Origin of the sequence: Pseudomonas sp. D4002 (assembly GCF_013385665.1) — a bacterium.
Taxonomy (GTDB): Bacteria; Pseudomonadota; Gammaproteobacteria; order Pseudomonadales; family Pseudomonadaceae; genus Aquipseudomonas.
This window is the reverse complement of record NZ_JACAPN010000015.1, coordinates 256142-280658: the sequence shown is the minus strand read 5'-3', so window position 1 is coordinate 280658 and position 24517 is coordinate 256142. Positions and strand designations below refer to the sequence as shown.

General features: G+C 62.4%; 21 protein-coding genes. 14 read left to right on the top strand and 7 right to left on the bottom strand.

The genetic code is table 11. From position 1 onward, the window contains the following. The first annotated feature begins 59 nt into the window (after positions 1–59). The 11 genes from algK to HX824_RS09140 all read left to right on the top strand — a co-directional run bounded on the left by algK (position 60) and on the right by HX824_RS09140 (position 13804). Positions 60–1484: an alginate biosynthesis TPR repeat lipoprotein AlgK gene (gene algK, locus HX824_RS09190; RefSeq protein ID WP_371318388.1), complete on the top strand. Its 1425-nt coding sequence runs from the start codon at positions 60–62 to the stop codon at positions 1482–1484. Continuing rightward, positions 1481–2968 (top strand): alginate export family protein, encoded by a 1488-nt coding sequence (locus HX824_RS09185; RefSeq protein WP_003216288.1) that lies wholly within the window; start codon positions 1481–1483, stop codon positions 2966–2968. The genes algK and HX824_RS09185 overlap by 4 nt, the downstream gene beginning before the upstream one ends. After that, positions 2968–4527, top strand: coding sequence for a mannuronan 5-epimerase AlgG (gene algG, locus HX824_RS09180; protein ID WP_043225844.1), 1560 nt, complete (start codon positions 2968–2970; stop codon positions 4525–4527). Before HX824_RS09185 ends, algG begins: the two co-directional genes overlap by 1 nt. Before the next feature lie 11 nt (positions 4528–4538). Then, positions 4539–5987 (top strand): alginate O-acetyltransferase, encoded by a 1449-nt coding sequence (locus HX824_RS09175; RefSeq protein WP_076014451.1) that lies wholly within the window; start codon positions 4539–4541, stop codon positions 5985–5987. A gap of 8 nt (positions 5988–5995) precedes the next feature. Beyond that, on the top strand, positions 5996–7105 hold the full coding sequence (locus HX824_RS09170) for a mannuronate-specific alginate lyase (RefSeq protein WP_177054450.1): 1110 nt from the start codon (positions 5996–5998) through the stop codon (positions 7103–7105). Between the two features lie 217 nt (positions 7106–7322). After that, positions 7323–8888 (top strand): MBOAT family protein, encoded by a 1566-nt coding sequence (locus tag HX824_RS09165; RefSeq protein WP_087692834.1) that lies wholly within the window; start codon positions 7323–7325, stop codon positions 8886–8888. An 11-nt stretch (positions 8889–8899) separates the two neighbouring features. After that, the gene (locus HX824_RS09160) at positions 8900–10087 is read left to right on the top strand and encodes an alginate O-acetyltransferase (protein WP_003216279.1); all 1188 of its coding nucleotides are present in this window, start codon (positions 8900–8902) and stop codon (positions 10085–10087) included. A 16-nt stretch (positions 10088–10103) separates the two neighbouring features. Continuing rightward, a complete protein-coding gene (locus HX824_RS09155) occupies positions 10104–10751 on the top strand; it encodes an alginate O-acetyltransferase AlgF (RefSeq protein WP_008434181.1) in 648 nt (215 codons plus the stop codon). Positions 10752–10900: 149 nt separating this feature from the next. Beyond that, positions 10901–12352 (top strand): mannose-1-phosphate guanylyltransferase/mannose-6-phosphate isomerase, encoded by a 1452-nt coding sequence (locus tag HX824_RS09150; protein WP_003216275.1) that lies wholly within the window; start codon positions 10901–10903, stop codon positions 12350–12352. A 154-nt stretch (positions 12353–12506) separates the two neighbouring features. Next, positions 12507–12971, top strand: a complete 465-nt coding sequence (locus HX824_RS09145; protein ID WP_003216273.1) for a hypothetical protein — start codon at positions 12507–12509, stop codon at positions 12969–12971. 20 nt (positions 12972–12991) lie between these two features. After that, positions 12992–13804: an SDR family oxidoreductase gene (locus HX824_RS09140; protein WP_177054449.1), complete on the top strand. Its 813-nt coding sequence runs from the start codon at positions 12992–12994 to the stop codon at positions 13802–13804. A gap of 60 nt (positions 13805–13864) precedes the next feature. Here HX824_RS09140 and HX824_RS09135 read toward each other — a convergent pair whose 3' ends face one another. Next, positions 13865–14728: a LysR family transcriptional regulator gene (locus tag HX824_RS09135; protein WP_177044397.1), complete on the bottom strand. Its 864-nt coding sequence runs from the start codon at positions 14726–14728 to the stop codon at positions 13865–13867. A 111-nt stretch (positions 14729–14839) separates the two neighbouring features. Between HX824_RS09135 and HX824_RS09130 the strand changes: the two genes are divergently transcribed. Both HX824_RS09130 and HX824_RS09125 read left to right on the top strand, forming a co-directional pair. Beyond that, the gene (locus tag HX824_RS09130) at positions 14840–16030 is read left to right on the top strand and encodes an MFS transporter (protein ID WP_177054448.1); all 1191 of its coding nucleotides are present in this window, start codon (positions 14840–14842) and stop codon (positions 16028–16030) included. After that, on the top strand, positions 16027–16425 hold the full coding sequence (locus tag HX824_RS09125; protein ID WP_008434185.1) for a hypothetical protein: 399 nt from the start codon (positions 16027–16029) through the stop codon (positions 16423–16425). The genes HX824_RS09130 and HX824_RS09125 overlap by 4 nt, the downstream gene beginning before the upstream one ends. 102 nt (positions 16426–16527) lie before the next feature. Here HX824_RS09125 and HX824_RS09120 read toward each other — a convergent pair whose 3' ends face one another. The 4 genes from HX824_RS09120 to HX824_RS09105 are packed head-to-tail and all read right to left on the bottom strand — an operon-like array spanning position 16528 to position 21294. Beyond that, a complete protein-coding gene (locus HX824_RS09120; protein ID WP_087692839.1) occupies positions 16528–17388 on the bottom strand; it encodes an HlyD family secretion protein in 861 nt (286 codons plus the stop codon). 10 nt (positions 17389–17398) lie between these two features. Continuing rightward, entirely contained in the window at positions 17399–17599 is a 201-nt protein-coding gene (locus HX824_RS09115; protein WP_003216262.1) for a DUF1656 domain-containing protein, read from the bottom strand. After that, a complete protein-coding gene (locus HX824_RS09110) occupies positions 17589–19772 on the bottom strand; it encodes an FUSC family protein (RefSeq protein WP_177054447.1) in 2184 nt (727 codons plus the stop codon). The genes HX824_RS09115 and HX824_RS09110 overlap by 11 nt, the downstream gene beginning before the upstream one ends. Positions 19773–19782: 10 nt before the next feature. Continuing rightward, positions 19783–21294, bottom strand: coding sequence for an efflux transporter outer membrane subunit (locus tag HX824_RS09105; RefSeq protein WP_177054446.1), 1512 nt, complete (start codon positions 21292–21294; stop codon positions 19783–19785). Between the two features lie 182 nt (positions 21295–21476). Between HX824_RS09105 and HX824_RS09100 the strand changes: the two genes are divergently transcribed. Next, complete coding sequence (locus tag HX824_RS09100) at positions 21477–22445, top strand: LysR family transcriptional regulator (protein WP_003216257.1); 969 nt, start codon at positions 21477–21479, stop codon at positions 22443–22445. 13 nt (positions 22446–22458) lie between these two features. On the opposite strand, the gene HX824_RS09095 is transcribed toward HX824_RS09100, so the two are convergent. Then, the gene (locus HX824_RS09095; RefSeq protein ID WP_003216256.1) at positions 22459–23823 is read right to left on the bottom strand and encodes a heavy metal sensor histidine kinase; all 1365 of its coding nucleotides are present in this window, start codon (positions 23821–23823) and stop codon (positions 22459–22461) included. Further along, complete coding sequence (locus HX824_RS09090; protein WP_003216255.1) at positions 23813–24490, bottom strand: heavy metal response regulator transcription factor; 678 nt, start codon at positions 24488–24490, stop codon at positions 23813–23815. The genes HX824_RS09095 and HX824_RS09090 overlap by 11 nt, the downstream gene beginning before the upstream one ends. Positions 24491–24517: the final 27 nt, after the last annotated feature.

The window sequence follows — 24517 nt, the reverse complement described above, 5'->3', positions numbered from 1 at the left end:
AAACACCGCAATCCCTGTGGGAGCGGGCTTGCTCGCGAAAGCAGTGTGTCAGCCAACACATGCATCAACTGACAGGGCCCCTTCGCGAGCAAGCCCGCTCCCACATGGGAACTGCGGCGTTGCTGGCTGTTGCGGTCAGCCTCGCCGGTTGCGCCGGCCTGCCCGACCAACGCCTGGCCAATGAAGCGCTGAAACGTGGCGACACCGTCACTGCCCAGCAGAACTACCAGCAGCTCGCGGATTTGGGCTACAGCGAGGCCCAAGTGGGCCTGGCGGATATCCAGGTCGGCACCCGCGACCCCGAGCAAATCAAGCAGGCCGAAGCGACGTACCGCGCGGCCGCCGATACCTCGCCTCGTGCCCAGGCACGCCTGGGCCGCCTGCTGGTGGCCAAGCCCGGCGCGACCGAAGCCGAACACCATGAAGCCGAAGGCCTGCTGAAAAAAGCCTTTGCCAATGGCGAAGGCAACACCCTGATCCCGCTGGCAATGCTCTACCTGCAATACCCGCACAGTTTCCCGAACATCAACGCCCAGCAGCAGATCAGCAAATGGCGCGCCTCGGGTTACCCGGAAGCCGGTCTCGCCCAGGTGCTGCTGTATCGCACCCAGGACACCTACGACCAGCACCTGGATGAAGTGGAAAGCATCTGCAAGGCGGCGCTGAACACCACCGATATCTGCTACGTCGAGCTGGCCACGGTCTACCAGAAAAAAGCCGAGCCGGAAAAACAGGCCGACCTGCTCAAGCAGATGGAAGCCGGCTACAGCCGCGGCACCGTCACCGCCCAACGGGTCGACAGCGTGGCTCGTGTACTGGGTGATGCAAGCCTGGGCAAGACCGACGAAAAAACCGCCCAGGCCCTGCTGGAAAAAATCGCCCCCGGCTACCCGGCCTCCTGGGTCAGCCTGGCGCAACTGCTCTACGACTTCCCGGAACTGGGCGACGTCGACCAGATGATGAAGTACCTCGACAACGGCCGCGCCGCCGACCAGCCCCGCGCCGAACTGTTGCTGGGCAAGCTCTACTACGAAGGCAAGTGGGTCCCGGCTGACGCCAAGGCCGCCGAAGAACACTTCCAGAAAGCCGTCGGCCGCGAAGTCGCCGCCGACTACTACCTCGGCCAGATCTACCGCCGTGGCTACCTGGGCAAGGTCTATTCGCAAAAGGCCCTGGACCATCTGTTGACCGCTGCGCGCAACGGCCAGAACAGCGCCGACTTCGCGATTGCCCAGCTGTTTTCCCAAGGCAAGGGCACCAAGCCCGACCCGCTTAACGCCTATGTCTTCAGCCAGTTGGCCAAGGCCCAGGACACGCCGGAAGCCAACGACCTGGCGACCCAGCTCGAAGCGCCGCTGACCCCGGAACAACGCGCCGAAGGCCAACGCCTGGTGCAACAGGAGCTGGCCGTGCGCGGCACCCTGGCCCAAAGCACGCTGCAATTGCACGCCCTGCAAGAAGAAGACGGCGAGGAATCCCTATGAAGCTCAACCCATTCGTCAAGGCCGGTATCGGCCTGACCTTCGCCCTGCTGTGGTCGTGCCCGACCCTGGCGGCGCTGACCGAAGCCAAGAACTTCGGCCTGGAAGTCAAAGTCACCGGCCAGTCCGAAGATGACCGCGACCTGGGCACCCAGAAAGGCGGCGACGTCAACGGCATCGGCCTTGACCTGCGCCCGTGGATCTACGGTGAAAGCGGCAACTGGAGCGCCTACGCCATGGGCCAGGCCGTGACCTCCAGCGACATCATCGAGACCGACACCCTGCAACAGTCCTCGGATGACGCCACTCAACAGACCAGCAATGACGACCGCAAGAGCAAGAAGAACTACCTGGCGATGCGCGAGTTCTGGGTCGCCTATGGCGGCTTCACGCCCTACCCCGGCGAGATCCTCAAGCTCGGTCGCCAACGCCTGCGCAATGACGACGGCCAATGGCGCGACACCAATATCGAAGCGCTGAACTGGACCTTCGACACCACCTTGCTCAAGGCCAATGTCGGCGTCGCCGAGCGCTTCAGCGAATACCGCACCGACCTCAAGGAACTGTCGCCCAAGGACAAGGACCGTCAGCACCTGTACGCCGACGCCGCCTACCAGTGGACGCCAGGCCAGTGGATCGGCCTGCGCGCGCACCACACCCATGATGACGGCAAGCTCGACTACCCGGAACCGGGCGTGGCCACCGACTCGCTGGACAAGCGTGAGAACGGCGACCTGACCTGGCTCGGCATCGAAGCCAACAGCGACGCCTACAACTGGCGCAACACCAACACCGTCAACTACTGGGCGAGCGTCACCGGCATGCAGGGCGACCGCGACACGGTCAACGCCTTGAACGCCGACGGCACCCGCCCGGCCAACGCCAAGCGCAGCGATGACGTGAATGGCTGGGCCACCGACCTGGGTGTGCGCCTGCGCCTCGACCCGCAGTGGCAAGTGGGCGCCGCCTACTCCCGCGCCAGTGCCGAATACGAGCAGAACGGCCTGCAAAGCAACCGTTCGAACTGGACCGGTACCCAGTCCCGCGTCCACCGCTTCGGCGAAGCGTTTCGCGGCGAGATGAACAACATGCAGTCCATGAGCCTGTTCGGTTCGTGGCAGCTGCGCGAGGACTATGACGCAAGCCTTGTGTACCACAAGTTCTGGCGCGTAGACGGCAACAAGCCGGTGGGCAGCAACGGCATCGATGCCGTGCAGAACAACACCGATGACGTGACCGGCGCGATCCTGTCCAGCACATCCCTGCCGCTTGAAGACGGCAAGAAAGATCTCGGCCAGGAGATGGACCTGGTGGTCACCAAGTACTTCAAGAAAGGCCTGCTGCCGGCCGGGCTCAGCCAGTCGATCGACGAGCCGTCGGCCCTGGTGCGCTTCCGTGCAGGCGTGTTCAAGCCGGGCGACGCCTATGGCAGCCAGGTCGACTCGTACATGCATCGCGCCTTTGTCGACGTGATCTGGAAGTTCTGATGGGAGCCTGCGCAATGAAGTCTCAAAGCCTGCTCGTCGCGGCCATGCTGCTGGCCAGCGCCTCGGCCTTCGCCGACAAAGCGCCGACCATCGCCAAAGAGCTGCAACAGGCCAAGACCTACACCATCTCCAGCCCGCCGACCGAGCCGCTGGAGATGGCCAAGCCTGCGCTGCCGGACGTGTCCGGCTACACCGCGGCCAATATCGCGAAAAAGATCGTGCGTACCAAGCCAGGCAAAATCAGCATCCGCCGGATGATGCAGGAAGACGCCCTGAAGGACTTCATCGGCGGCGACAACAAGATGGCCGAATGGGTAGTGCGCCAGCACGGCATTCCCCAGGCGATCTTTGTCGACGACGGCTACATGAACCTCAAGGACCTGCTGAAGAAAGTGCCCAAGCAGTACTTCAGCGAAACCTCGCCGGGGGTGTTCCTGGCCAAGTTGCCGATCGTGGTGGGCCGTAAAGGCATCCTCGAAATCGACAAGCAGACTCAAGAGCTGCGCCTGTCCCAGGAAGCCGGTTCGTTCCTGATCAACGACGGCCAGTTGTTCGTACGTGACACCAGAATCACCGGCTGGCGCGAGAAGACCAACGGCCCGGCGACCTTCCAGTCGCCCAAGGAATTCCGCCCGTTCCTGCTGGCCTGGGGCGGCACCGAGACCTACATCGCCAACAGCAAGATGGCCAGTTTCGGCTACGCCAACAGTAAGTCGTATGGCGTGAGTATTTCCCAATACACGCCGAACATGGCCAAGGTGCTCAAGCGCCCCGAGCCGACGGGCTGGATCGTCGACTCCGAGTTCTCGGACATGTGGTACGGCTTCTACTGCTACGAAACCACCGGCTTTGTGCTCAAGGGCAATACCTACAAGGACAACATCGTCTACGGCATTGACCCCCACGACCGTTCACACGGCCTGATCATCACCGACAACACCGTCTACGGCACGAAGAAGAAGCACGGCATCATCATTTCCCGGGAAGTGAACGACAGCTTCATCTTCAACAACCGCAGCTTCGACAACAAGCTCTCGGGCCTGGTGATCGACCGTAACAGCGTCAACAACCTGATCGCCGACAACGAGATCTACCGCAACCACACCGACGGCATCACCCTCTATGAGAGCGGCGATAACCTGCTGTGGGGCAACAAGGTCATCAGCAACCGTCGCCACGGCATCCGCGTGCGTAACAGCGTGAACATTCGCCTGTACGAGAACATTGCCATGGCCAACGGGCTGACCGGCGTGTACGGCCACATCAAGGATTTGACCGACACCGACCGCGACATCGCCCTCGACCCGTTCGACACCAAGGTCTCGCTGATCGTGGTCGGCGGTGAACTGGCCGCCAACGGCAGCGGGCCGCTGTCCATCGACTCGCCGTTGAGCGTCGAGCTGTACCGCGTATCGATGCTTGCGCCGACCAAATCCAGTGGCATCAGCTTCTCGGGCGTTCTTGGCGATCGCCAGGAAGAGATCCTCGACTTGCTGGTACGCCAGAAGAAAGCCGTGCTGATCGACCCTGTCGAACGCCAGACCGAAATGCAGGACTGAGGATGACCTTTATGCACCCACACATGATCAAACTGCTCAGCCTTTCGGGTTTGACCCTCGGCCTGCTCGCGGCCAGCCAGGGCGTGCGCGCCGACGAAATCAAGGCGCCAACCTTCACCGCCGAACCGTGCTGCAGCCTGTGCCCGGCCGCCCACGACGCGAAGAACTACACCACGCGCTACCAGCAGAACTTCACCACCCTGGTGCAAGCCCAGGGCGATTGGCTGTTCCGGACCCAGGAAGACCTGCGCACCGAATTCGACACCAGCCCCGCCGGCTACAAACGCATGCAGCAGCTGCACGATGCGTTCAAGAGCAAGGGCGTGGAACTGGTGGTGGTCTACCAGCCGACCCGTGGCTTGGTGAACCGCAACAAGCTCAACCCTGAAGAAAAAGCCAGGTTCGATTTCGACAAGGCCCTGGGCAATTACAAAACCATGCTCGGGCGCTTCGCCAAGATGGGCTACGTCGTGCCGGACCTGTCGCCGCTGACCAACGAGCAACTGCCGGATGAATTGCCAGCCCACGATTTCTACTTCCGCGGCGACCAACACTGGACGCCATACGGCGCCCAGCGCACCGCCAAAATCGTCGGCGCGAAAGTGCGGGCGATGCCTGAATTTGCCGGCATCCCCCAGCGCGAATTCGAGACCAAACGGTCCGGGCGCATGGGTAAGACCGGCACCCTGCATAACATGGCCGGGCAACTGTGCGGCACCAGCTACGCGATCCAGTACATGGACCAGTTCACCACCGAGCCCAAGGGCGAAGCGGCAGACGGCGACCTGTTCGGTGATTCCGGCAACCCGCAGATCACCCTCGTGGGTACCAGCCACAGTGGCAAGAACTACAATTTCGCCGGCTTCCTGGAACAGGAAATCGGTGCCGACATCCTTAACGTCGCCTTCCCCGGTGGTGGCCTGGAAGGCTCGATGATCCAGTACCTGGGCAGCGAAGAATTCCAGAAGACCCCGCCGAAGATCCTGATCTGGGAATTCTCGCCGCTGTATCGCCTGGACCAGGAGACCATCTACCGCCAGATGATGTCGCTGCTGGACAACGGCTGTGAAGGCAAGACCGCCCAGATGAGCGCCAGCACCACGCTGAAACCCGGCAAGAATGAATTGCTGGTGAACAGTTCGAACAAAGACCTGCGCAACAGCAGTCACCAGGTCGACATCCGCTTCGCCGACCCATCGGTGAAAACCCTGCAAGCCACCCTCTGGTACATGAACGGGCGCCACGAGGACATCAAGATCGAGAAACCCGAAACATCCGATACAGACGGGCGTTTCGCCTTTGAACTGCGCACCGATGAAGACTGGGCCACGCAAAACCTGCTGGCCGTGGAAGTGCAGGGCCCTGAAGCGGGCCAGGCCGCGCAGAAAGTCGAAGCGAAAATTTGCACACGCAACGTATTCCCCGCCGGTGGTCAACAGACTGCTTCAACGGGGCAATGAGGTTACTTATGCAGAAGTTATTGATTCCAACGCTGCTGGGCCTGGCGATGTTTGCCGGCCAAGTCAACGCCGCCGCACCACTGCGTCCGCCCCAGGGTTATTTCGCCCCGGTGGAAGCATTCAAGACCGGCGACTTCAAGAATGACTGCGACGCCATGCCCGCGCCGTACACCGGCTCGCTGCAGTTTCGCAGCAAGTACGAAGGTTCGGACAAGGCTCGTTCCACCCTGAATGTGCAGTCCGAAAAAGCCTTTCGCGACAGCACCGCCGACATCACCAAGCTGGAAAAAGACACCAGCAAGCGCGTGATGCAATTCATGCGCGACGGCCGTCCGGAGCAGTTGGAATGCACGCTGAACTGGCTCACGAGCTGGGCCAAGGCCGATGCATTGATGTCCAAGGACTTCAACCACACCGGCAAGTCCATGCGCAAATGGGCACTGGGCAGCATGGCGTCGGCCTATGTGCGCCTGAAGTTCTCCGACTCTCATCCGCTGGCCAACCACCAGCAGGAGTCGCAGTTGATCGAAGCCTGGTTCAGCAAAATGGCCAACCAGGTGGTGAGCGACTGGGACAACCTGCCGCTGGATAAAACCAACAACCACTCCTACTGGGCTGCCTGGTCGGTGATGGCGACCTCCGTCGCCGTGAACCGCCGCGACCTGTTTGACTGGGCCGTGAAGGAATACAAGGTCGGCGCCAACCAGGTGGATGCCCAAGGCTTCCTGCCGAACGAATTGAAGCGTCAGCAACGGGCCCTGTCGTACCACAACTACGCCCTGCCGCCGCTGGCGATGATCGCCAGTTTTGCCCTGGTGAACGGTGTGGACCTGCGCCAGGAAAACAACGGCGCGTTGAAACGCCTGGGTGACAAGGTGCTGGCCGGGGTGAAAGACCCGGAGATCTTCGAGCAGAAGAACGGCAAGGAACAGGACATGAAGGACCTCAAGGAAGACATGAAATTTGCCTGGCTTGAGCCCTTCTGCACCCTCTACACCTGCGCCCCGGATGTGATCGAGCGCAAGCACGGGATGCAGCCGTTCAAGACGTTCCGCCTGGGGGGTGACCTGACCAAGGTCTTCGACCCGGCGCATGAGAAAGGCAACAAAGGCAGCTGACGAAACGCACTTCAAATGTGGGAGCGGGCTTGCTCGCGAAGGCGCTGTGTCAGTCGCCCTCTGTGTTGAATGACACACCGCATTCGCGAGCAAGCCCGCTCCCACATTTTGAGCCGGTTTCGTCAGTGGGAATGTAATACCGCCCCTCTCCGTTTTCGGTGGGGGGTTTGGGGGGGCCGTTGGCCCTTGACTGTTGGTTAAACATGGAGAGATCGGGATGGTTTTCTCGTCCAATGTGTTCCTGTTCCTGTTCTTGCCGATCTTCCTCGGCTTGTACTACCTGAGCGGGCAACGCTATCGCAATCTGCTGCTGCTGGTTGCCAGTTATGTGTTCTACGCCTGGTGGCGAGTGGACTTCCTGGCGCTGTTCGCCGCCGTGACGCTGTGGAACTACTGGATCGGCCTCAAGGTCGGCGCGGCAGGCGTGCGCACCAGGCCGGCCCAGCGCTGGCTGCTGCTGGGCGTGGCGGTCGATCTGTGCATCCTCGGCTACTTCAAGTACGCCAACTTCGGTGTCGACAGCATCAACCTGATGATGAAGTCGGCGGGCCTGGAACCCTTCATCCTCACCCACGTGCTGTTGCCGATCGGGATCTCGTTCTACATCTTCGAGTCCATCAGCTACATCATCGACGTGTACCGCGGCGACACCCCGGCCACCCGCAACCTGATCGACTTTGCGGCGTTCGTGGCGATCTTCCCGCATCTGATTGCCGGCCCGGTGTTGCGCTTTCGCGACCTGGCCGACCAGTTCAACAACCGCACCCACACCCTCGATAAATTCTCCGAGGGCTGCACGCGGTTCATGCAGGGTTTCATCAAGAAGGTGTTTATCGCCGACACCCTGGCGGTGGTCGCCGATCATTGCTTCGCCCTGCAAAACCCTACGACGGGTGACGCCTGGCTCGGCGCACTGGCGTACACCGCGCAGCTGTACTTCGACTTCTCCGGCTACAGCGACATGGCCATCGGCCTGGGCTTGATGATGGGTTTCCGCTTCATGGAAAACTTCAAGCAGCCGTACATCAGCCAGTCGATCACCGAGTTCTGGCGGCGCTGGCACATCAGCCTGTCCACCTGGCTGCGTGACTACCTGTACATCACCCTGGGCGGCAACCGTAAAGGCACGCTGACCACCTACCGCAACCTGTTCCTGACCATGCTCCTCGGTGGCCTGTGGCACGGTGCGAACATCACCTACATCGTGTGGGGCGCCTGGCACGGCATGTGGCTGGCGATTGAAAAAGCCATCGGCCTCAACACCGCACCGCGCAGTTTCAACGTTGTGCGCTGGGCCTTCACCTTCCTGCTGGTGGTGATGGGCTGGGTGATCTTCCGCTCGGAAAACCTGCACGTCGCCGGCCGTATGTACGGCGCGATGTTCAGCTTCGGCGAGTGGTCGCTGTCGGAACTCAACCGCGCCAGCCTTACCGGCCTGCAAGTGGCAACCCTGGTGGTGGCGTACGCAACCCTGGCGTTCTTCGGCCTGCGGGACTTCTACAGCAACCGCCCACCGGAAAAAACCAAGCCTGCGGTGAACACCCAGGCCGATGGCCCGGCGACTGCGCAACCGGGCTTGATCAAGGCCGTACCGGGCGACAACCCGGGCAGCATCCATGAGCCCGGCTACACCGTGGGCACCGAGGCCACCGTGCAACCGGCCTACTGGAGCGCCACCTGGCCACGCTACGCCATGCGCGCCGCAGTACTGCTGCTGTTCGTGGCGTCGATTCTCAAACTTTCGGCGCAGAGCTTCTCGCCGTTCCTTTACTTCCAGTTCTGAGGGAGCCGACCATGACCCGTTCATTACGCGTCCTCTACATCGCCTTGTTCCTCGCCGTGCTGCTGGCGTTGGGCGCCTGGTCGATGCGCAGTTTCCTGGGCTTCAGCACCAACGCCGACGCCACCGTGCTCAACGGCCGCTGGACCAAGGCCGTCGAGACCCACTACGACGACCAGTTCCCGATCAAGCGCCTGGGCACCAACCTCTGGGCAGCGCTGGACTACAAGCTGTTCAACGAAGGCCGCCCTGGCGTGGTGATTGGCCGCGACCACTGGTTGTACAGCGACGAGGAATTCAACCCGATCGTCAACGAAGACCAGAACCTGCAAGGCAACTACGCCTTGGTGGAAGGCGTGCGCCAGAAGCTCAAGGCCCAGGGTATCCAACTGGTGATGGCGATCGTGCCAGCCAAGGTGCGGCTGTACCCGGAACACGTGGGTGAAGTGCAGCCGGCGAGCATCCGCGCCGGTCTGTACCAGGACTTCCATGCCCGCATGGCCGCCGACAAGATCGTCGCCCCTGACCTGATGGGTCCGCTGCAACAGGCCAAGCTGCACGGCCAACAAGTGTTCCTGCGCACCGACACCCACTGGACCCCGGACGGCGCTGAAGTGGCGGCCAAAGAATTGGCCAAGACAATTGCCAACAAAACGCCCCTGAGCGGCGAGCCTCAACGCTTTGTCACCGAAGCCGAGAAGACCGAGCCACACAAGGGCGACCTGCGCCTGTTCCTGCCGCTGGACCCGCTGTTCGAAAACCTGATGCCGCCCAAGGAGCCACTGCAAAAACGCGTGACGCACCTGGCTGAAACCAAGGGCGACGATGCGCTGTTCACCGACAGTGAAACCCCGGTGGCCCTGGTGGGCACCAGCTACAGCGCCAACCCGAACTGGAACTTTGTCGGCGCGCTGAAGCAAGCCCTGGGCAGCGACGTCATCAACTACTCCGAAGACGGCCACGGCCCGATCCTGCCGATGCTCAGCTACCTGAAAAGCGACGACTTCAAGAACAGCCCGCCACAGGTGCTGATCTGGGAGTTTCCCGAGCGTTATCTGCCTGTGAACAACGAAATCGGCGATGCCGACCCGCAGTGGGTTGCGCAGCTCAAACAAGCCGGTATGCGCCAACAGAACATGGCTATCAACACCCCCACCGTTAAAAACATGAACTCCGAGACGCCCGACCGGGCGCAAAACTGAAAGAGAGGTAACTCACATGACTTTCACTACTAACCTCGCAAAAACTTTTGCCCTCGTCGCCGGCATGAGCGTTGTTTCGATGTCCGCCTTCGCCGGTGGCGACGCCGCCCTCTACGGTCCCGTCGCGCCAAAAGGCTCGAGCTTTGTGCGGGTGTACAACGCCAGCAACCAGGAAGTCAGCGCCACCGTCGGCAGCACCAACCTCAACGAGGTTGCACCGCTGGCCAGCAGTGACTTCAGCTTCATGCCGGGCGGTGACTACAGCGCCAAGGTCGGCAGCCAGACCCTGCCGGTCAAGCTCGCCGCCGACCACTACTACACCCTGGTCAGCAGCGGCAGCGGCCAACCGCAACTGATCGAAGAACCGCCGTTCAAGAACAAGCAGAAATCCCTGGTGCGCGTGCAGAACCTCAGTGACAAGTCGCTGACCCTGAAAACCGCCGATGGCAAGACCGACGTGGTCCAGGCCGTGGCCGCCAAGGGCCGTGGCGAGCGCGAGATCAACCCGGTGAAGGTCAGCCTGGCGCTGTATGAAGGCGATAAAAAAGTCGGCGACGTGAAGCCGGTAGCTCTGGAACGCGGTGAGGCCGCAGTGCTGTACGTCACCGGCACCGGCGCCAACCTGTCGCCAGTGTGGGTGAAACGCCCTGTGTCGACCCGCTGATTAGATTTTCAGATTGACGCTGCCCCCTGTGGGAGCTGGCTTGCCTGCGATGCGGACAACTCGGTGTATCAGGTACACCGAGGTGATGCCATCGCAGGCAAGCCCGGCTCCCACAGGCTCTAACCAAATTTGATTCAAGGAGAAACACCATGATCCCAGTAATCCTTTCCGGTGGTAGCGGCTCACGTCTTTGGCCGCTTTCGCGTAAACAGTTTCCCAAGCAGTTCCTGGCCCTGACCGGCGAGCACACCTTGTTCCAGCAAACCCTGGAGCGCCTGGTGTTCGACGGCATGGACGCGCCCATCGTGGTGTGCAACAAGGACCACCGCTTTATCGTCAACGAGCAACTGGCTGCCCGCAAACTGGAAACCCAGCGCATCCTGATGGAGCCGTTCGGCCGCAATACCGCGCCGGCCGTGGCCCTGACGGCGATGATGCTGGTCAACGAAGGCCGCGACGAACTGATGCTGGTGCTGCCCGCCGACCACGTGCTGGATGACCAGAAAGCCCTGCAACGCGCCCTGGCCCTGGCCACTGTGGCGGCTGAGCGTGGCGAAATGGTGCTGTTCGGTGTGCCGGCCACCCGTCCGGAGACCGGCTACGGCTATATCAAGTCGACCAACGATTCGCTGCTGCCCGAAGGCGTCAGCCGCGTGCAACAGTTCGTGGAAAAACCCGATGAAAAACGCGCCGCCGAATTCGTCAAGAGCGGTGGTTATTTCTGGAACAGCGGCATGTTCCTGTTCCGTGCCAGCCGCTTCCTCGAAGAGCTGAAAAAACACGATCCGGACATCTACGACACCTGCCTGCTGACCCTGGAACGCAGCAACCAAACCGCCGACACCATCGACATCGACGAATCCACCTTCGCCTGCTGCCCGGACAACTCCATCGACTACGCCGTGATGGAAAAAACCCAACTGGCCTGCGTGGTGCCGTTGACTGCCGGCTGGAGCGACGTGGGTTGCTGGGCATCGCTGTGGGACGTGAATGAAAAAGACGCCAACGGTAACGTCAGCAAGGGCGACGTGGTGATCCAGGACAGCAAGAACTGCATGATCCACGGCAACGGCAAGCTGGTGTCGGTGATTGGCCTGGAAAACATCGTGGTGGTGGAAACCAAGGACGCGATGATGATTGCCCACAAGGACAAGGTCCAGGGCGTCAAGCAGATGGTCAACACCCTCAACGAGCAGGGCCGCAGCGAAACCCAGAACCACTGCGAGGTGTACCGTCCATGGGGCTCGTACGACTCGGTGGATATGGGCGGGCGCTTCCAGGTCAAGCACATCTCGGTGAAACCCGGCGCGTGCCTGTCGTTGCAGATGCACCACCACCGCGCCGAACACTGGATCGTGGTCAGCGGCACCGCCGAAGTCACCTGTGACGAGAACGTGTTCCTGCTCACCGAAAACCAGTCCACCTACATCCCGATTGCCTCGGTGCACCGTTTGCGTAACCCGGGCAAGATTCCATTGGAGATTATCGAGGTGCAGTCCGGCAGCTACCTGGGTGAAGACGATATCGAACGCTTTGAAGATATCTACGGTCGATCCACGCCAATCGAGCGTGGCGTTTCGGTGAAAACCATCGCGCAGTAAACAGAGCAACACAACAAGCCCCCGCCCCACCGACTGCGTCCCCTATCCGCAGCCGGTGGGCCGGGGGCTTTTTCTTTGGGGCCGGGGAACCCGAAGATGGTCAACTCCACCTACGCTTGGTTAGGATGCCCGTTCCGTTTTCGAGGTTGTTGCCATGTTCTTTGGTGTCTTGCTGATTATCACCTGGCTGATCCTCTTGCTGCGCTACCCCGCCAGGGCGTTGCCGGTTTCCCTCGCGGCCGCCGTCGGCCTGGGCCTGGTGGCGGTATGGGTGGTGTGGCTGGACAACCGCGAGGCCCAGCAATTGGCACGCCTGGAACTGCGTACCGTCTACGCGCCGAAAGAATGCCCGGCAGACCGCCCGCTCAAGCTCACCTTGAACAACGGCAACAACGTACCGCTGACCGAACTGCGTTGGCGCATCGCCGCGTATGCGCCGGGCGATACGGTCAACCTGGCAGACAACGTGTACGCTGCCCCGCGCTATCGCGGCCCCGGCGAACTGCAGGCCGGCGCCACCTGGGAAGACTGCCTGCCAGTGCCGCCGCTGCGCCCCGGCTACCGCCCGCAAACCCTGGAATTTCGTGCCGAGCATTTGCAAGGCAGCTTCTCTGACTGATAACGACAAAGGACTGATCCATGCCCAACGTACTGATCACCGGGTGCTCCAGTGGCATTGGCCGTGCCCTGGCGGACGCCTTCAAGCAAGCCGGCTTTGACGTGTGGGCCAGCGCCCGGCGCAGCGAGGATGTGGCGGCACTCGCCAGCGCCGGCTTTAACGCGGTGCAACTGGACGTCAACGACAGCGCTGCACTGGCGCAGTTGGCCGGGCAGGTCGGCGAGCTGGATGTGCTGATCAACAACGCCGGCTATGGCGCCATGGGCCCGTTGCTCGACGGCGGCACCCAGGCGATGCAGCAGCAATTCGAGACCAACGTATTCTCAGTGGTCGGCGTGACTCAGGCGCTGTTCCCGGCCCTGCGTCGCCGTAAAGGGTTGGTGGTGAATATCGGCAGCGTGTCCGGCGTGTTGGTCACACCGTTCGCCGGTGCGTATTGCGCCTCGAAAGCCGCAGTGCATGCCTTGAGTGATGCGTTGCGCATGGAGCTCGCACCGTTCGGCGTGCGGGTGATGGAAGTGCAGCCAGGCGCCATCGATACAAGTTTTGCAAAAAACGCCGGCACCCAGGCCGAACTGTTGATCAATGAAAAGTCGCCCTGGTGGCCACTGCGCGAAAGCATCCGCGCCCGGGCCAAGGCCTCCCAGGATCGGCCTACGCCCGCCAGCCAGTTTGCGGCAGACGTGCTCAAGGCCGTGCAACAGGGCACGCCGCCGCGCCTGTTGCGCTCGGGTAATGGTTGCCGGGCACTGCCATTGATGGCGGCGTTGCTGCCCAAGGGCTTGCTGGAGACTGTCTTGAAAAAACGCTTTGGCCTGAGCGGCCAGCTCTAAGAGCCCCCGCCTCCCCGTGGCGAGGGAGCTTGCTCCCTCGCCACACGGTTTCTAGGCTGATCAGCCTTTCATGAAATCAATGAAGGCCCGCACTTTCAGGGGCAAATGCCGGGTATCCGGGTACAACGCGTACACCCCCTGCGGCGCAAATCGATACCCCGGCAGCAACCGCACCAAACGCCCCGCATCCAGGTCTTCCTGCACCAGCCACTGGGGCAGGATCGCCACGCCATGCCCGCGCACCGCAAACGCCTGGAGAATCGCGGCACTGTCGGCAACCAGTGAAGCCTTGCCGGGGCCTGGACGGTACAGGTGCTCATGGCCGGCCGGGTCGACCACCGTCAACTCCGTCAGCCGCCCGTGCCCCAGCTTGGGCAGTTGCTCCAGCTCTTCCAGCGTGGCGACCCCGGCAAACCCCGGTGCAGCCACGGCGAGGATTTCGTAGCTCGACAGCTGCACCGCCCGATGATTGGAGTCGAGCATCCGCCCCAATCGAATAGCCACATCGAAGCGCTCGGAGATCAGGTCGGCGTGGCTGGAGGAGGTGGATAACTGGATGTTCAATTCCGGGTGCAGGCCGCGAAAGGTTTCCACTGCCGGCACCACCACCGCCAATCCGTATTCGACGGTGGTGGTGATCCGCAATGTGCCCTTGAGCTGGCTGTGCTCCGAACGAGCCTCTTCCACCGCTAGGCGCGCTTCTTCCAGCATGCGCGTGCAGCGCAGGTAAAAGCGTTCGCCCGCATCGGTCAGTGCCAGTTGCCGAGTACTGCGGGTCAGCAGGGTCACGCCCAGCTCGGCTTCCAGGCGCTTGAGGTTGAAGCTCACCACCGCTCGCGTCTGCCCGAGGACATCAGCGGCTGCCGTCAACGATCCGGCCTCGACCACGGCCTTGAAGGTGTCGAAACGATCCAGGCTGACCATATGCCACGCGCTCCTTTGTCAAAATATTTTTGACAAACTAACAGTCAAACCGCTGTTTCCCAAGTGCCCGCACCCGCCTACCCTGCCGCCATCCACAGCAGGAACTGCGCAATGACCTACCGCTCGAAAGTCACCTGGATCTTTCTACTGGGCTTCGCCCTCGACCTGGTGAACATGTTTGTCGCCACCATCGCTTACCCGGACATCGCCCGCGAGTTGCACGCCTCGGTCACGCAACTGGCATGGATCGGCAACGCCTACATGCTCGGCCTGACCGTCGTCATTCCCCTGAGTGTTTGGCTGGCGGCGCTGCTGGGTGAGCGCCGGTTGATTGCCGTCAGCCTGTTGCTGTTCGGCGTAGCCTCGGTGCTGGTGGGCCAGGCCGCCTCGATTGAAGCGCTGATCGGCTGGCGCCTGTTGCAGGGCTTGGGTGGCGGCTTGTTGATTCCGGTGGGGCAAGCCTTGGCCTATCGGCATTTTCCGCCGGCAGAACGCAGCCAACTGACAGCCAGGGTCATGCTGGTGGCGCTGCTGATTCCGGCGTTGTCGCCAGCATTGGGCGGCCTGGTGGTGGACAGCGTGTCGTGGCGCTGGATCTTTTTCGCCAACCTGCCGCTGGCGCTGATCACCGTGATGCTGACCTTGCGCTGGCTGGTGGCAGACACGCCCGCGTCCACACGCCCGGCGCTGGAGCTCGGTCACGTATTGGGCCAGGCTCGCCGCCCGATGCTGCGGGTCGCGATGCTGGTTTACCTGTTCATCCCGGGGGTGTTTATCGGCACCAGCCTGGTGGCGATTCTTTATCTGCACGGTCTTGGCTTTACCGCCAGCCTCATCGGCGCGCTGATGCTGCCGTGGGCGCTGGCCTCGGGGCTGGCGATTGCCTTGAGCAAAAAACTGTTCAATCGCTGCGGGCCGAGGCCGCTGCTGCTGGCGGGCATGCTGCTGCAAGCCCTCGGCATCCTGTTGCTGATCGAGCCGCACCCGGTTGTCGTGGTGCTCGCCTACCTCCTGATGGGCCTGGGTGGCAGCCTGTGCAGCAGCACCGCGCAAACCCTGGCCTTTCTCGACATTCCGGCCGAGCGCATGGGGCATGCCAGCGCCTTGTGGAACATCAATCGGCAATTGAGTTTTTGCCTCGGTGCCGCCGTGCTCAGTGGGGTGCTGGCTGCGCTGGACTCGTTCACCGTCACCTTCGCGATTGCCGCAGCGTTGACCCTGTTTCCGTTATTTGCCGTACTGTGGCTGGATGCGTCCAAGGTACGGACACTGCTTCACCCTGCCAGCGAGCCCACACGATGATTGACTACCGCGATTTTTTTGATGAAGTGATCCAGGCCCATGTCGAAATCGAACAATGGTTTGCCGGCACAGCCCCCGAGGGAACACTGGAGGTTTTGCTGAGGCGTTTTTCGCCGGACTTTTCCATGATCACCCCGGCGGGCAAACAACTGGATTTTGCACTGCTCAACCAGCTGTTCAGCCAGGCTGGCGGCAAGCGGCCCGGGTTCAGGATCAGCCTCAGCGAGTTTGCCGGGATTGACCGACACGCCCGTGGCGCAACGGTAAGTTATCGCGAACAGCAGGTGGATGGCAGCGGTGCCCAAACCGATCGGCGATCGACCGTGGTGTTTGAAAAACAGGCCAGTGGCGCCCTGCTGTGGCGCCACTTGCACGAGACGTTTCTACAGGCCTGACACGGTCAAAATGTGGGAGCGGGCTTGCTTGCGAATGCGGTGGATCAGTCGATATTTTCGTTGACTGACAAACTGCCTTCGCGAGCAAGCCCGCTCCCACATTCAGTTCTGTGTTTGGTTGACGATCACGGTGCAGGTGATCCCCGCCGCCAACAGCACACCTTCCGGCACTTCATCGATATGAATCCGCACCGGCACCCGCTGGGCCAGGCGCACCCAGTTGAACGTCGGGTTCACATCGGCGATCAACTCGCGGCTCTCCGGGTTGTCCCGGTCGTAGATGCCGCGCGAAATGCTTTCCACGTGGCCCTTGAGGGTTTCGCCGCTCATCAACTGCATGTCGGCCTTGTCCCCGACTTTGACGTGGGGCAGCTTGGTTTCTTCAAAGAAGCCGTACACCCAGAACGAGTTCATATCCACCACCGCCATCTTCGCCTCGCCAATACGCGCATAGTCGCCGCGGTGCACGTTGAGGTTGGTGACGTAGCCGTCGACCGCCGCCACCACCTGGGTGCGCTTGAGGTTCAGTTGCGCCGCTTCAAGCTGGGCCAGGGCATGTTGGTAGTCGGCCAGGGCCGAGTCGGCGATGTTACTGGCGTCGTCGCGGTTTTCCTTGGAGATCACCAGGGCGTCGAGGTCGGCGCGGCGGTGGGCGTTGACCTTGCGCATCTCCCAGGTGGCCTTGCGGGACGCCACCAGGGATTGCGCCTGCTTGACCGCAATCTGGTAATGCTCGGGGTCGATCTGCATCAGCAGGTCGCCCTTTTTCACCAACTGGTTGTCACGCACCGGGACATTGACCACCTCGCCCGTAACGTCGGCGGCGACGTTGATGATGTCGGCGCGCACCCGGCCATCGCGGGTCCAGGGAGTTTCCATGTAGTGCACCCACAACGTGCGGCCAATCCAGATCGCCAGGGCCAGTACCAGCAAGGTCGCGAGCAGGCTGAAAAACTTTTTCATCGGGGCATTCTCAACGGTAGACGGTCAGCGCCAGGGCGCCGAACAAGCAAGCGAACAGGCTCAGGCGCAGCAGCGCCGGGTGCCAGAAAAAACGGTACAGGTCAAAGCCGGCCAGAAACCGGTCAAGGGCCCAGGCCAGGCCCGCCGCGATCAGAAACATCAGGGTCATGGTGGGCATGTAGACGCCGTGGAAGGCGATTTCACGAGGCATGGGCGGGTCCTTCGGGCTTGAGGGCAGCCAGGGGTGATTGCGGGTCCAGCAATGAGGTGCGGATAAAGTGCAGGTAGCTTTTCACCCGGCGCAGGGCCGAGGTGTCGAAGTGCGGGGCGAAGGGTTCGTCGGTGGCCTGCACGCGGCTGATGGCGTGGTCCACGGCGATCAGGCTGCGTTCCAGGTTGCTGGCGCTGGGTTGCAGGAACAGCCGCACCAGCGAACGGCCCATCACCCGGATCGCCTGACGCCACGGCTGGGACTCGGCATACGCCGGGTGCACCGGCAGGATTGCCTGTTCCTTGCGCAATTCGATGATCGCGTGGCCGACTTCCAGCACCACGAACATCCAGCGCAGCAGGTTGCGTTGCACCTGGGGTTGCCCGGCGGCGAAACCATAGGCCTGGTGCAGCAGGTCGCGGGTGCGGCTTTCGAAACCTGACGCCAGGCCCTTGAGCTTGCCGCTGATGGCGAACACCACTTGCTCGCGCAAGTCCTGCTCCAGCCGGCGCCACAACCAGCGGCTGTTGGGCGGCAGGATGATCGCGCCTGCCGCCGCACACACCAGCATGCCGATGACCATCGCGATGTAGTCGTTGATGAAGGTGTAGGGGTTATAGACCGTGAGGTTGTCCGGCACCGAGCCGGTACTGAAGAAGATCAGCAACCCGACGCCAACGCCGGCGTACTGCGGGCGCGAAGCCAGGAACGAACCGAAGATGATCACCGGGGCGAGCATCACGCACAGCAACGGGAAACCGTCGATCCAGGGAAACACGAAGAACATTTCGACAAAGCCCACCAGCGCCCCGATCAAGGTGCCGCAAGCCATTTGAAAGGCCATGCGCTTGGGGTTGGGGGTGGCGGCCGACAAACCCACCGTCGCCGCGGCGATCAGGGTCATGGTGGCGCCACTGGGCCAGGCCGTGGCCACCCAGTAACTGCCGAGGACGATCAGGATAAACGAGGCGCGAATCCCCGAGGCGGCGCAGGCCAGCCAGTTGGTTTTGGGGGTGTAGGGTTCGTCCCAGTGTTCGCGCTCGTGGCTGTGATCCGCCAGGGAGGCGTGGGTCTGGGCGTAGTTGTGCAAGTCGTCGACGAAGCGGTACAGCAGCTCATAGGCGGTGTGAAAGTCCAACAGTTCGGCGTCGCTGGGGGCGCTTTCCTGGAAGCGGGTGCGCAGGCTGCGCACCTTGGCGGGCAGGCCTTCCTTGTAGGCGTTCAACTGATTGGCCAGGCGCGCCGCATCGGGGCTGGTGAGCGCACGGCCGGAAAAACCGTCGAGCAGTTCCGCCAGGTCTTGCAGGCCCGGCTTGATCGCAGCCACCACGTGATCGGCCTCCTGGCTGCGCAGGCGCTCGAGCAATTGGTGCAAGGCGTTGAAGCGCGTGGTGATGCCCATGAACTCGCTGTTCAAGCGCGTCAGCCGGCCATTGCGCCGACGCATGTGCGGGTCTTCGAACACGGTGATGCTGCGCAGCCCTTCCAGGCCCACGGCTTCGGCGATAAAGCGCACGTTGCTGCGTTCAAAGCCTTCGCGCTCGCTGCGACCGCGCAGGCCGTCGGTGACGAACAGCGCGAACACACCGAAGCGCTGGTACAGGGCGTTGCGCATCGCAGCGCTGGAGGTTTGCGGCAGGATCGCGGCGCTGACCAGCGTGGAGCAGACAATCCCCAACGAGATTTCCAGGACTCGCCACACCGCCGCCATAAACGCGCCGTCGGGATGGGCCAGGGCCGGCAAGCCAACCATCGCCGCGGTGTAGCCGGCCAGCACAAAACCGTAGGCGCGAAAGTTGCGATTGCGGGTCGCGCCAGCAGTGCAGATGCCGACCCAGATCGCCAGCGAACCGAGGAACAGTTCAGTGTTCTGCGCAAACAACGCGATCAGGAACACCATCACCGCCGAGCCCGCCAGGGTGCCCAGGAAGCGGTAGAAACTCTTGGCGAACACCTGGCCGCTTTGCGGCTGCATCACGATAAACACCGTGATCATCGCGGTACGCGGTTGCGGCAATTCCAGGCGCATGGCCAGCCACAGCGTCAGGAACGCCGCGATCAGCACCTTGAAAATATAGACCCAGGTCACGCCATCACTGCGTGCCCAATCGAAGAAACCACGGCGCCACTCAAGCGAGTGCAACCAGCGCAGCGGTGCAGGCAAGGGAGTCATCGCATCCTACTCAGTGATCAAACACGGCGAGGGCCGCCGGGGTCTTGCTCGGTAAGGTCTGGCTGTCCTGAGGCACGTCGCTGCCGGCACCGAGGCCACCGCCCAACGCGGTCACCAGTTCGGCGTGGGCACTCAGGCGTGCAGCCTGGACCTGCTGCTGCACCTGCTGCTGGCGGAACAACAGGCTCTGGGCATTCAGCACGTTGAGGTAGTCGGTGAGGCCGCGCTGGTAGGCGATCATCGCGATGTCATAGGTTTTCTGCGCCGAGGCCACGGATTCGGCGGCAAAGGCCTGCTGCTTGTCCATCGACTCGCGGCGGATCAACTGGTCGCTGATGCCCTTGAGCGCGTTGACCAGGGTTTGGTTGTAGTGCGCGACGGCGATGTCGTAGCCGGCGCTGGCCTCCCCCAACTGCGAGCGCAGGCGGCCGCCGTCGAAGATCGGCAGGCTGATGGCCGGGCCGGCGGTGTAGTTGAGCTTTTTACCCGTGAGGAAACTCAGCATCCCGCCGCCGGTGGCAACGTAGCCGAGGCTGCCCACCAGGTCGACGTTGGGGTAGAAACCGGCGTGGGCCACATCAATGCCACGGGCCTGGGCCGCCACTTGCCAGCGGCTGGCGACCACGTCCGGGCGCTGGCCGAGCAGTTCGGCCGGCAAGCTCGACGGCAGTTTCAGCGGCGCGGCCAGGGACAAGGTGGGCCGCTGCAACTGCGCGCCCTCCCCCGGCCCTTTGCCCGCCAGCGCGACCAACTGGTTGCGACTCAGGGCGATCTGTTCATCCAGGGCGTCCAGCTGGCGATGGGTTTCCGGCAGCGGCGTCTCAGCCTGGCTGACTTCGAAGTGGGTGCCGATCCCGCCATTCAAACGCTTTTGCGCAAGGTCGAAAATCTGTTGTTGCTGGGCCAGGGTGGCGGCCACGATATCGCGCTGGGCGAAGTGCAACGACAGCTGGATATAGGCGCGCACCACGTTGTTCTGCAATTCGAGCTGCGCCTGGCGCGCTTCGGCGGCGCTCATGTGGGCCATGTCCACGGCGCGCTCGGTGGCATTGCTTTCACGACCCCAAAGATCGAGGGCATAGCTCAAGCCCAGGGACGCGTTGTTGTCCCAGGTGGTGGAATTGTCCAGCGCGCCCGGGCCGTAGAATTGGTCGCTCGGCCAGTTATGGCGCTTGAGCGTGGCATCACCATTGATCTGCAACGACTCGGCCGACTCGGCGATCCCGGCCATGGCCCGGGCTTCACGCACACGTGCAGCGGCCATGGCCATGCTCGGGCTGCCTTGCACGGCGAGGTCGATCCAGTGGTTGAGTTGCGGGTCGCCGTAGGCTTGCCACCATTGCGCGGTGGGCCAGTGGGCGTCCTGGGCGGCGCTTTTGATCGCCTCGTCGGTGGCCAATGAACTGGCGACGAGTGACTGGCCTTGAGGGGCAATTCCTCCGGTTCCGATGCAGCCGCTGATTGCTAACGATAAGGCCCAAACACTGAGAGTCTTCAGCTCTCTGCTGATGCGACGCGGCACTGCTGCGAATTCCTGAGAGGGTGTTGCGGGGAAGGTGGCGCAATTCTAAGGGGCGGGCCGGATGGCGATAAGGTGGGATTCTTGTGAATCTTTGTTACCGTTCAGGCGATAATCCGTTCGTAGGGATCACTGGATCCTGCAACTTCGTGTCACAATTTGCCATCTCCCCTGAGAGCACCTTAATGGACACCTTGCAAAACATGCGCGCCTTCAGTTGTGTGGCCGAAGCCGGCAGCTTCACCGCCGCCGCCGTGCAACTGGATACCACCACGGCCAACGTCTCGCGCGCGGTCTCCAACCTTGAGGCCCATCTGCAAACCCGTTTGCTCAACCGCACCACCCGCCGCATCGCCCTGACCGAGGCCGGCAAGCGCTATTTGCTGCGTTGCGAGCAGATCCTGGCGTATGTCGAGGAAGCGGAAGCCGAAGCCAGCGACGCCCACGCCCGCCCGGCCGGGCAGTTGAAAGTGCACACCATGACCGGCATCGGCCAGCACTTCGTGATCGATGCGATTGCCCGCTACCGCCGCACCCACCCGGACGTGACCTTTGACCTGACCATGGCCAACCGCGTGCCGGACCTGCTGGATGAGGGTTACGACGTGTCCATCGTGCTCGCCAGCGAGTTGCCGGATTCGGGGTTTGTCTCGCAGCGCCTGGGGATAACTTACAGCATCGCCTGTGCCTCGCCGGCCTACGTCAAGGCCAACGGCTGCGCGCAACGGCCGAGTGACCTGCTCAACCACGCGTGCCTGCGCCTGGTCAGCCCGGTGATTCAGCTGGATAAATGGTCGTTCAATGGCCCGGAAGGCCAGGAAAGTGTGGCGATCAACAGCTCACCGTTCCTGGTGAACTCGGCGGATGCGATGAAGACCGCGATCACCAGCGGCATGGGCGTTGGCCTGTTGCCGGTGTATGCGGCGATTGAAGGGCTGCGCAACGGCACCCTGGTGCGGGTGATGCCCAACTACCGCTCCCAGGAACTCAACCTGTACGCCATCTACCCGTCGCGCCAATACCTGGATGCGAAGATCAAGACGTGGGTGGAATACCTGCGCAGTTCCCTGCCGGAAATCATGGCCGCGCATCAGGCGGAACTGGCGGCCTATGAGCTAAGTGGCAGTTTGGGCGGGGTACGACTGAGTAACTGAGGGGGGGCGGCCGCTACACCGGCAGCGTAATGCCAAAGGTGTTGCCGCCGCCCTCGCTGCGCACAAACACATCTCCGCCGTGCATCAACGCGATCGCCTTGACGATCGCCAGTCCCAACCCGTGATTCGCCCCACTATTGCTGCGGGACGCGTCCACCCGATAGAACCGCTCGAACAACCGGGGCAGATGCTCGCTGGCAATCTCATCACCCGGGTTGGTCACCCCGATCGCCACGTGGTCCTCCAGCACTTCGATCTTCACCTCGATCACCTGGCCAGGCGCCGTATGCTGCACCGCATTGCTCAACAGGTTGATCAACGCCCGGCGCAAGTGCGCCTTCTCGATCTGCACCTGGGCATCGCCGGTCACACGCACCTGCACCTGGGCGTCCTCGAGGATAAAGTCCAGGTAATCCAGGGTGGTCGCCACTTCATCCGCCAGCGAACTGGTGATCAGCTTGGTGGCCTTGCTGCCCTGGTCTGCACTGGCCAGGAACAGCATGTCATTGATGATCGAGCGCAGCCGTTCCAGCTCTTCGAGGTTCGATTGCAGCACCTCGAAATAATGCTCGGCCGAACGCCCACGGGTCAGCGCCACCTGGGTCTGGCCGATCAGGTTGGTCAGCGGCGAGCGCAGCTCATGGGCCACATCGGCGTTGAATGACTCCAGGCGCGAATAGGCCTGCTCCACCCGGTCGAGGGTCGAGTTGAAGGAGTTGACGAACTGCTTCAGCTCCGGCGGCAATGGCGACAATTGCAGGCGCCCGGAGAGTTTCGGCGGTGCAAGTTTCTGCGCCTCGTCCGACAGCTTGATCAGCGGCTTGAGACCGATGCGCGCCACCCAGAACCCCAGCAGCGAGGCCAGCAGCACGCCGACAAACGCCAGGCCGATCAGCGCCACCAGCAGTTGATGCTGGGTGGCGCGGAAGTTCTCGGTGTCGACCGCGATCAGGAAACGCAGCGGCGGGCGCTGCTCCTTGGCTGGAAACTGGCTGACCAATACTTTGAACGGGTAGGCATGGCCCGGCAGGCGCAAGTCGCGCTTGCCGGTCGGGCCGGCGGCAAAGGCGCGAATCTGCGCGTCCGGGTTGCCGTATTCGTAGGTCGGGTCGCTGCTCACCACCCAGAAGCGAATGCGCTTGTCTTCCTCTCCCAACAACTTGAGCTTGGCGGTGATCTTCGCCCAATGGTCCGGCGTACCGAAGCGATTGACCGAAGACTCCAGCACGCTGTAGCGCGCATCCAGCTCGGCCCCGGGCAGCAGGCCCAGGCCTTTGTCCACCTGCTGGTACAGCGCGCCGCCGATCAACAGGAAGATCAGCAGCGCCACCAGGGTGAACATGCCGCTCAGGCGCAGGGCGATGGAGTTAGCCGACACTGCGGTTCTCCAGCACGTAACCCATGCCACGGATGGTGTGCAGCAGTTTCTGTTCGAACGGTCCGTCGAGCTTGGCCCGCAGGCGTTTGATCGCCACTTCCACCACGTTGGCGTCGCTGTCGAAATTGATGTCCCAGACCATTTCCGCAATCGAGGTCTTGGACAGGATTTCACCCTGGCGCCGGGCCAATACGCTGAGCAGCGAGAACTCCTTGGCGGTCAGGTCCAGGCGAACGCCGTTGCGACTGGCCTTGCGGCTGATCAGGTCGATCCACAGGTCGGCGATGGTCACCTGCACCGGCTCATGCCCGCCACTGCGACGGGTAAGGGCTTGCAGGCGCGCCACCAGTTCGAGGAACGAGAACGGCTTGCCGAGGTAATCATCCGCGCCTTCGCGCAGGCCGCGAATACGGTCTTCCACGCGCTCGCGGGCGGTGAGCATGATCACCGGCGTCTGCTTGCGCGCCCGCAGCGCGCGCAATACGCCAAAGCCATCCAGGCCGGGCAGCATCACGTCGAGCACGATGACCGCGTAATCGTTCTCCAGGGCCAGGTGCAACCCTTCGACGCCTTCACGGGCGACGTCGACGGTATAGCCTTGCTCCGTCAGGCCGCGGTGCAGGTAGTCGGCGGTTTTTTCTTCGTCTTCAATAATCAGTACACGCATGAGCCTTTTGTTCCAGGACGGGGCCTC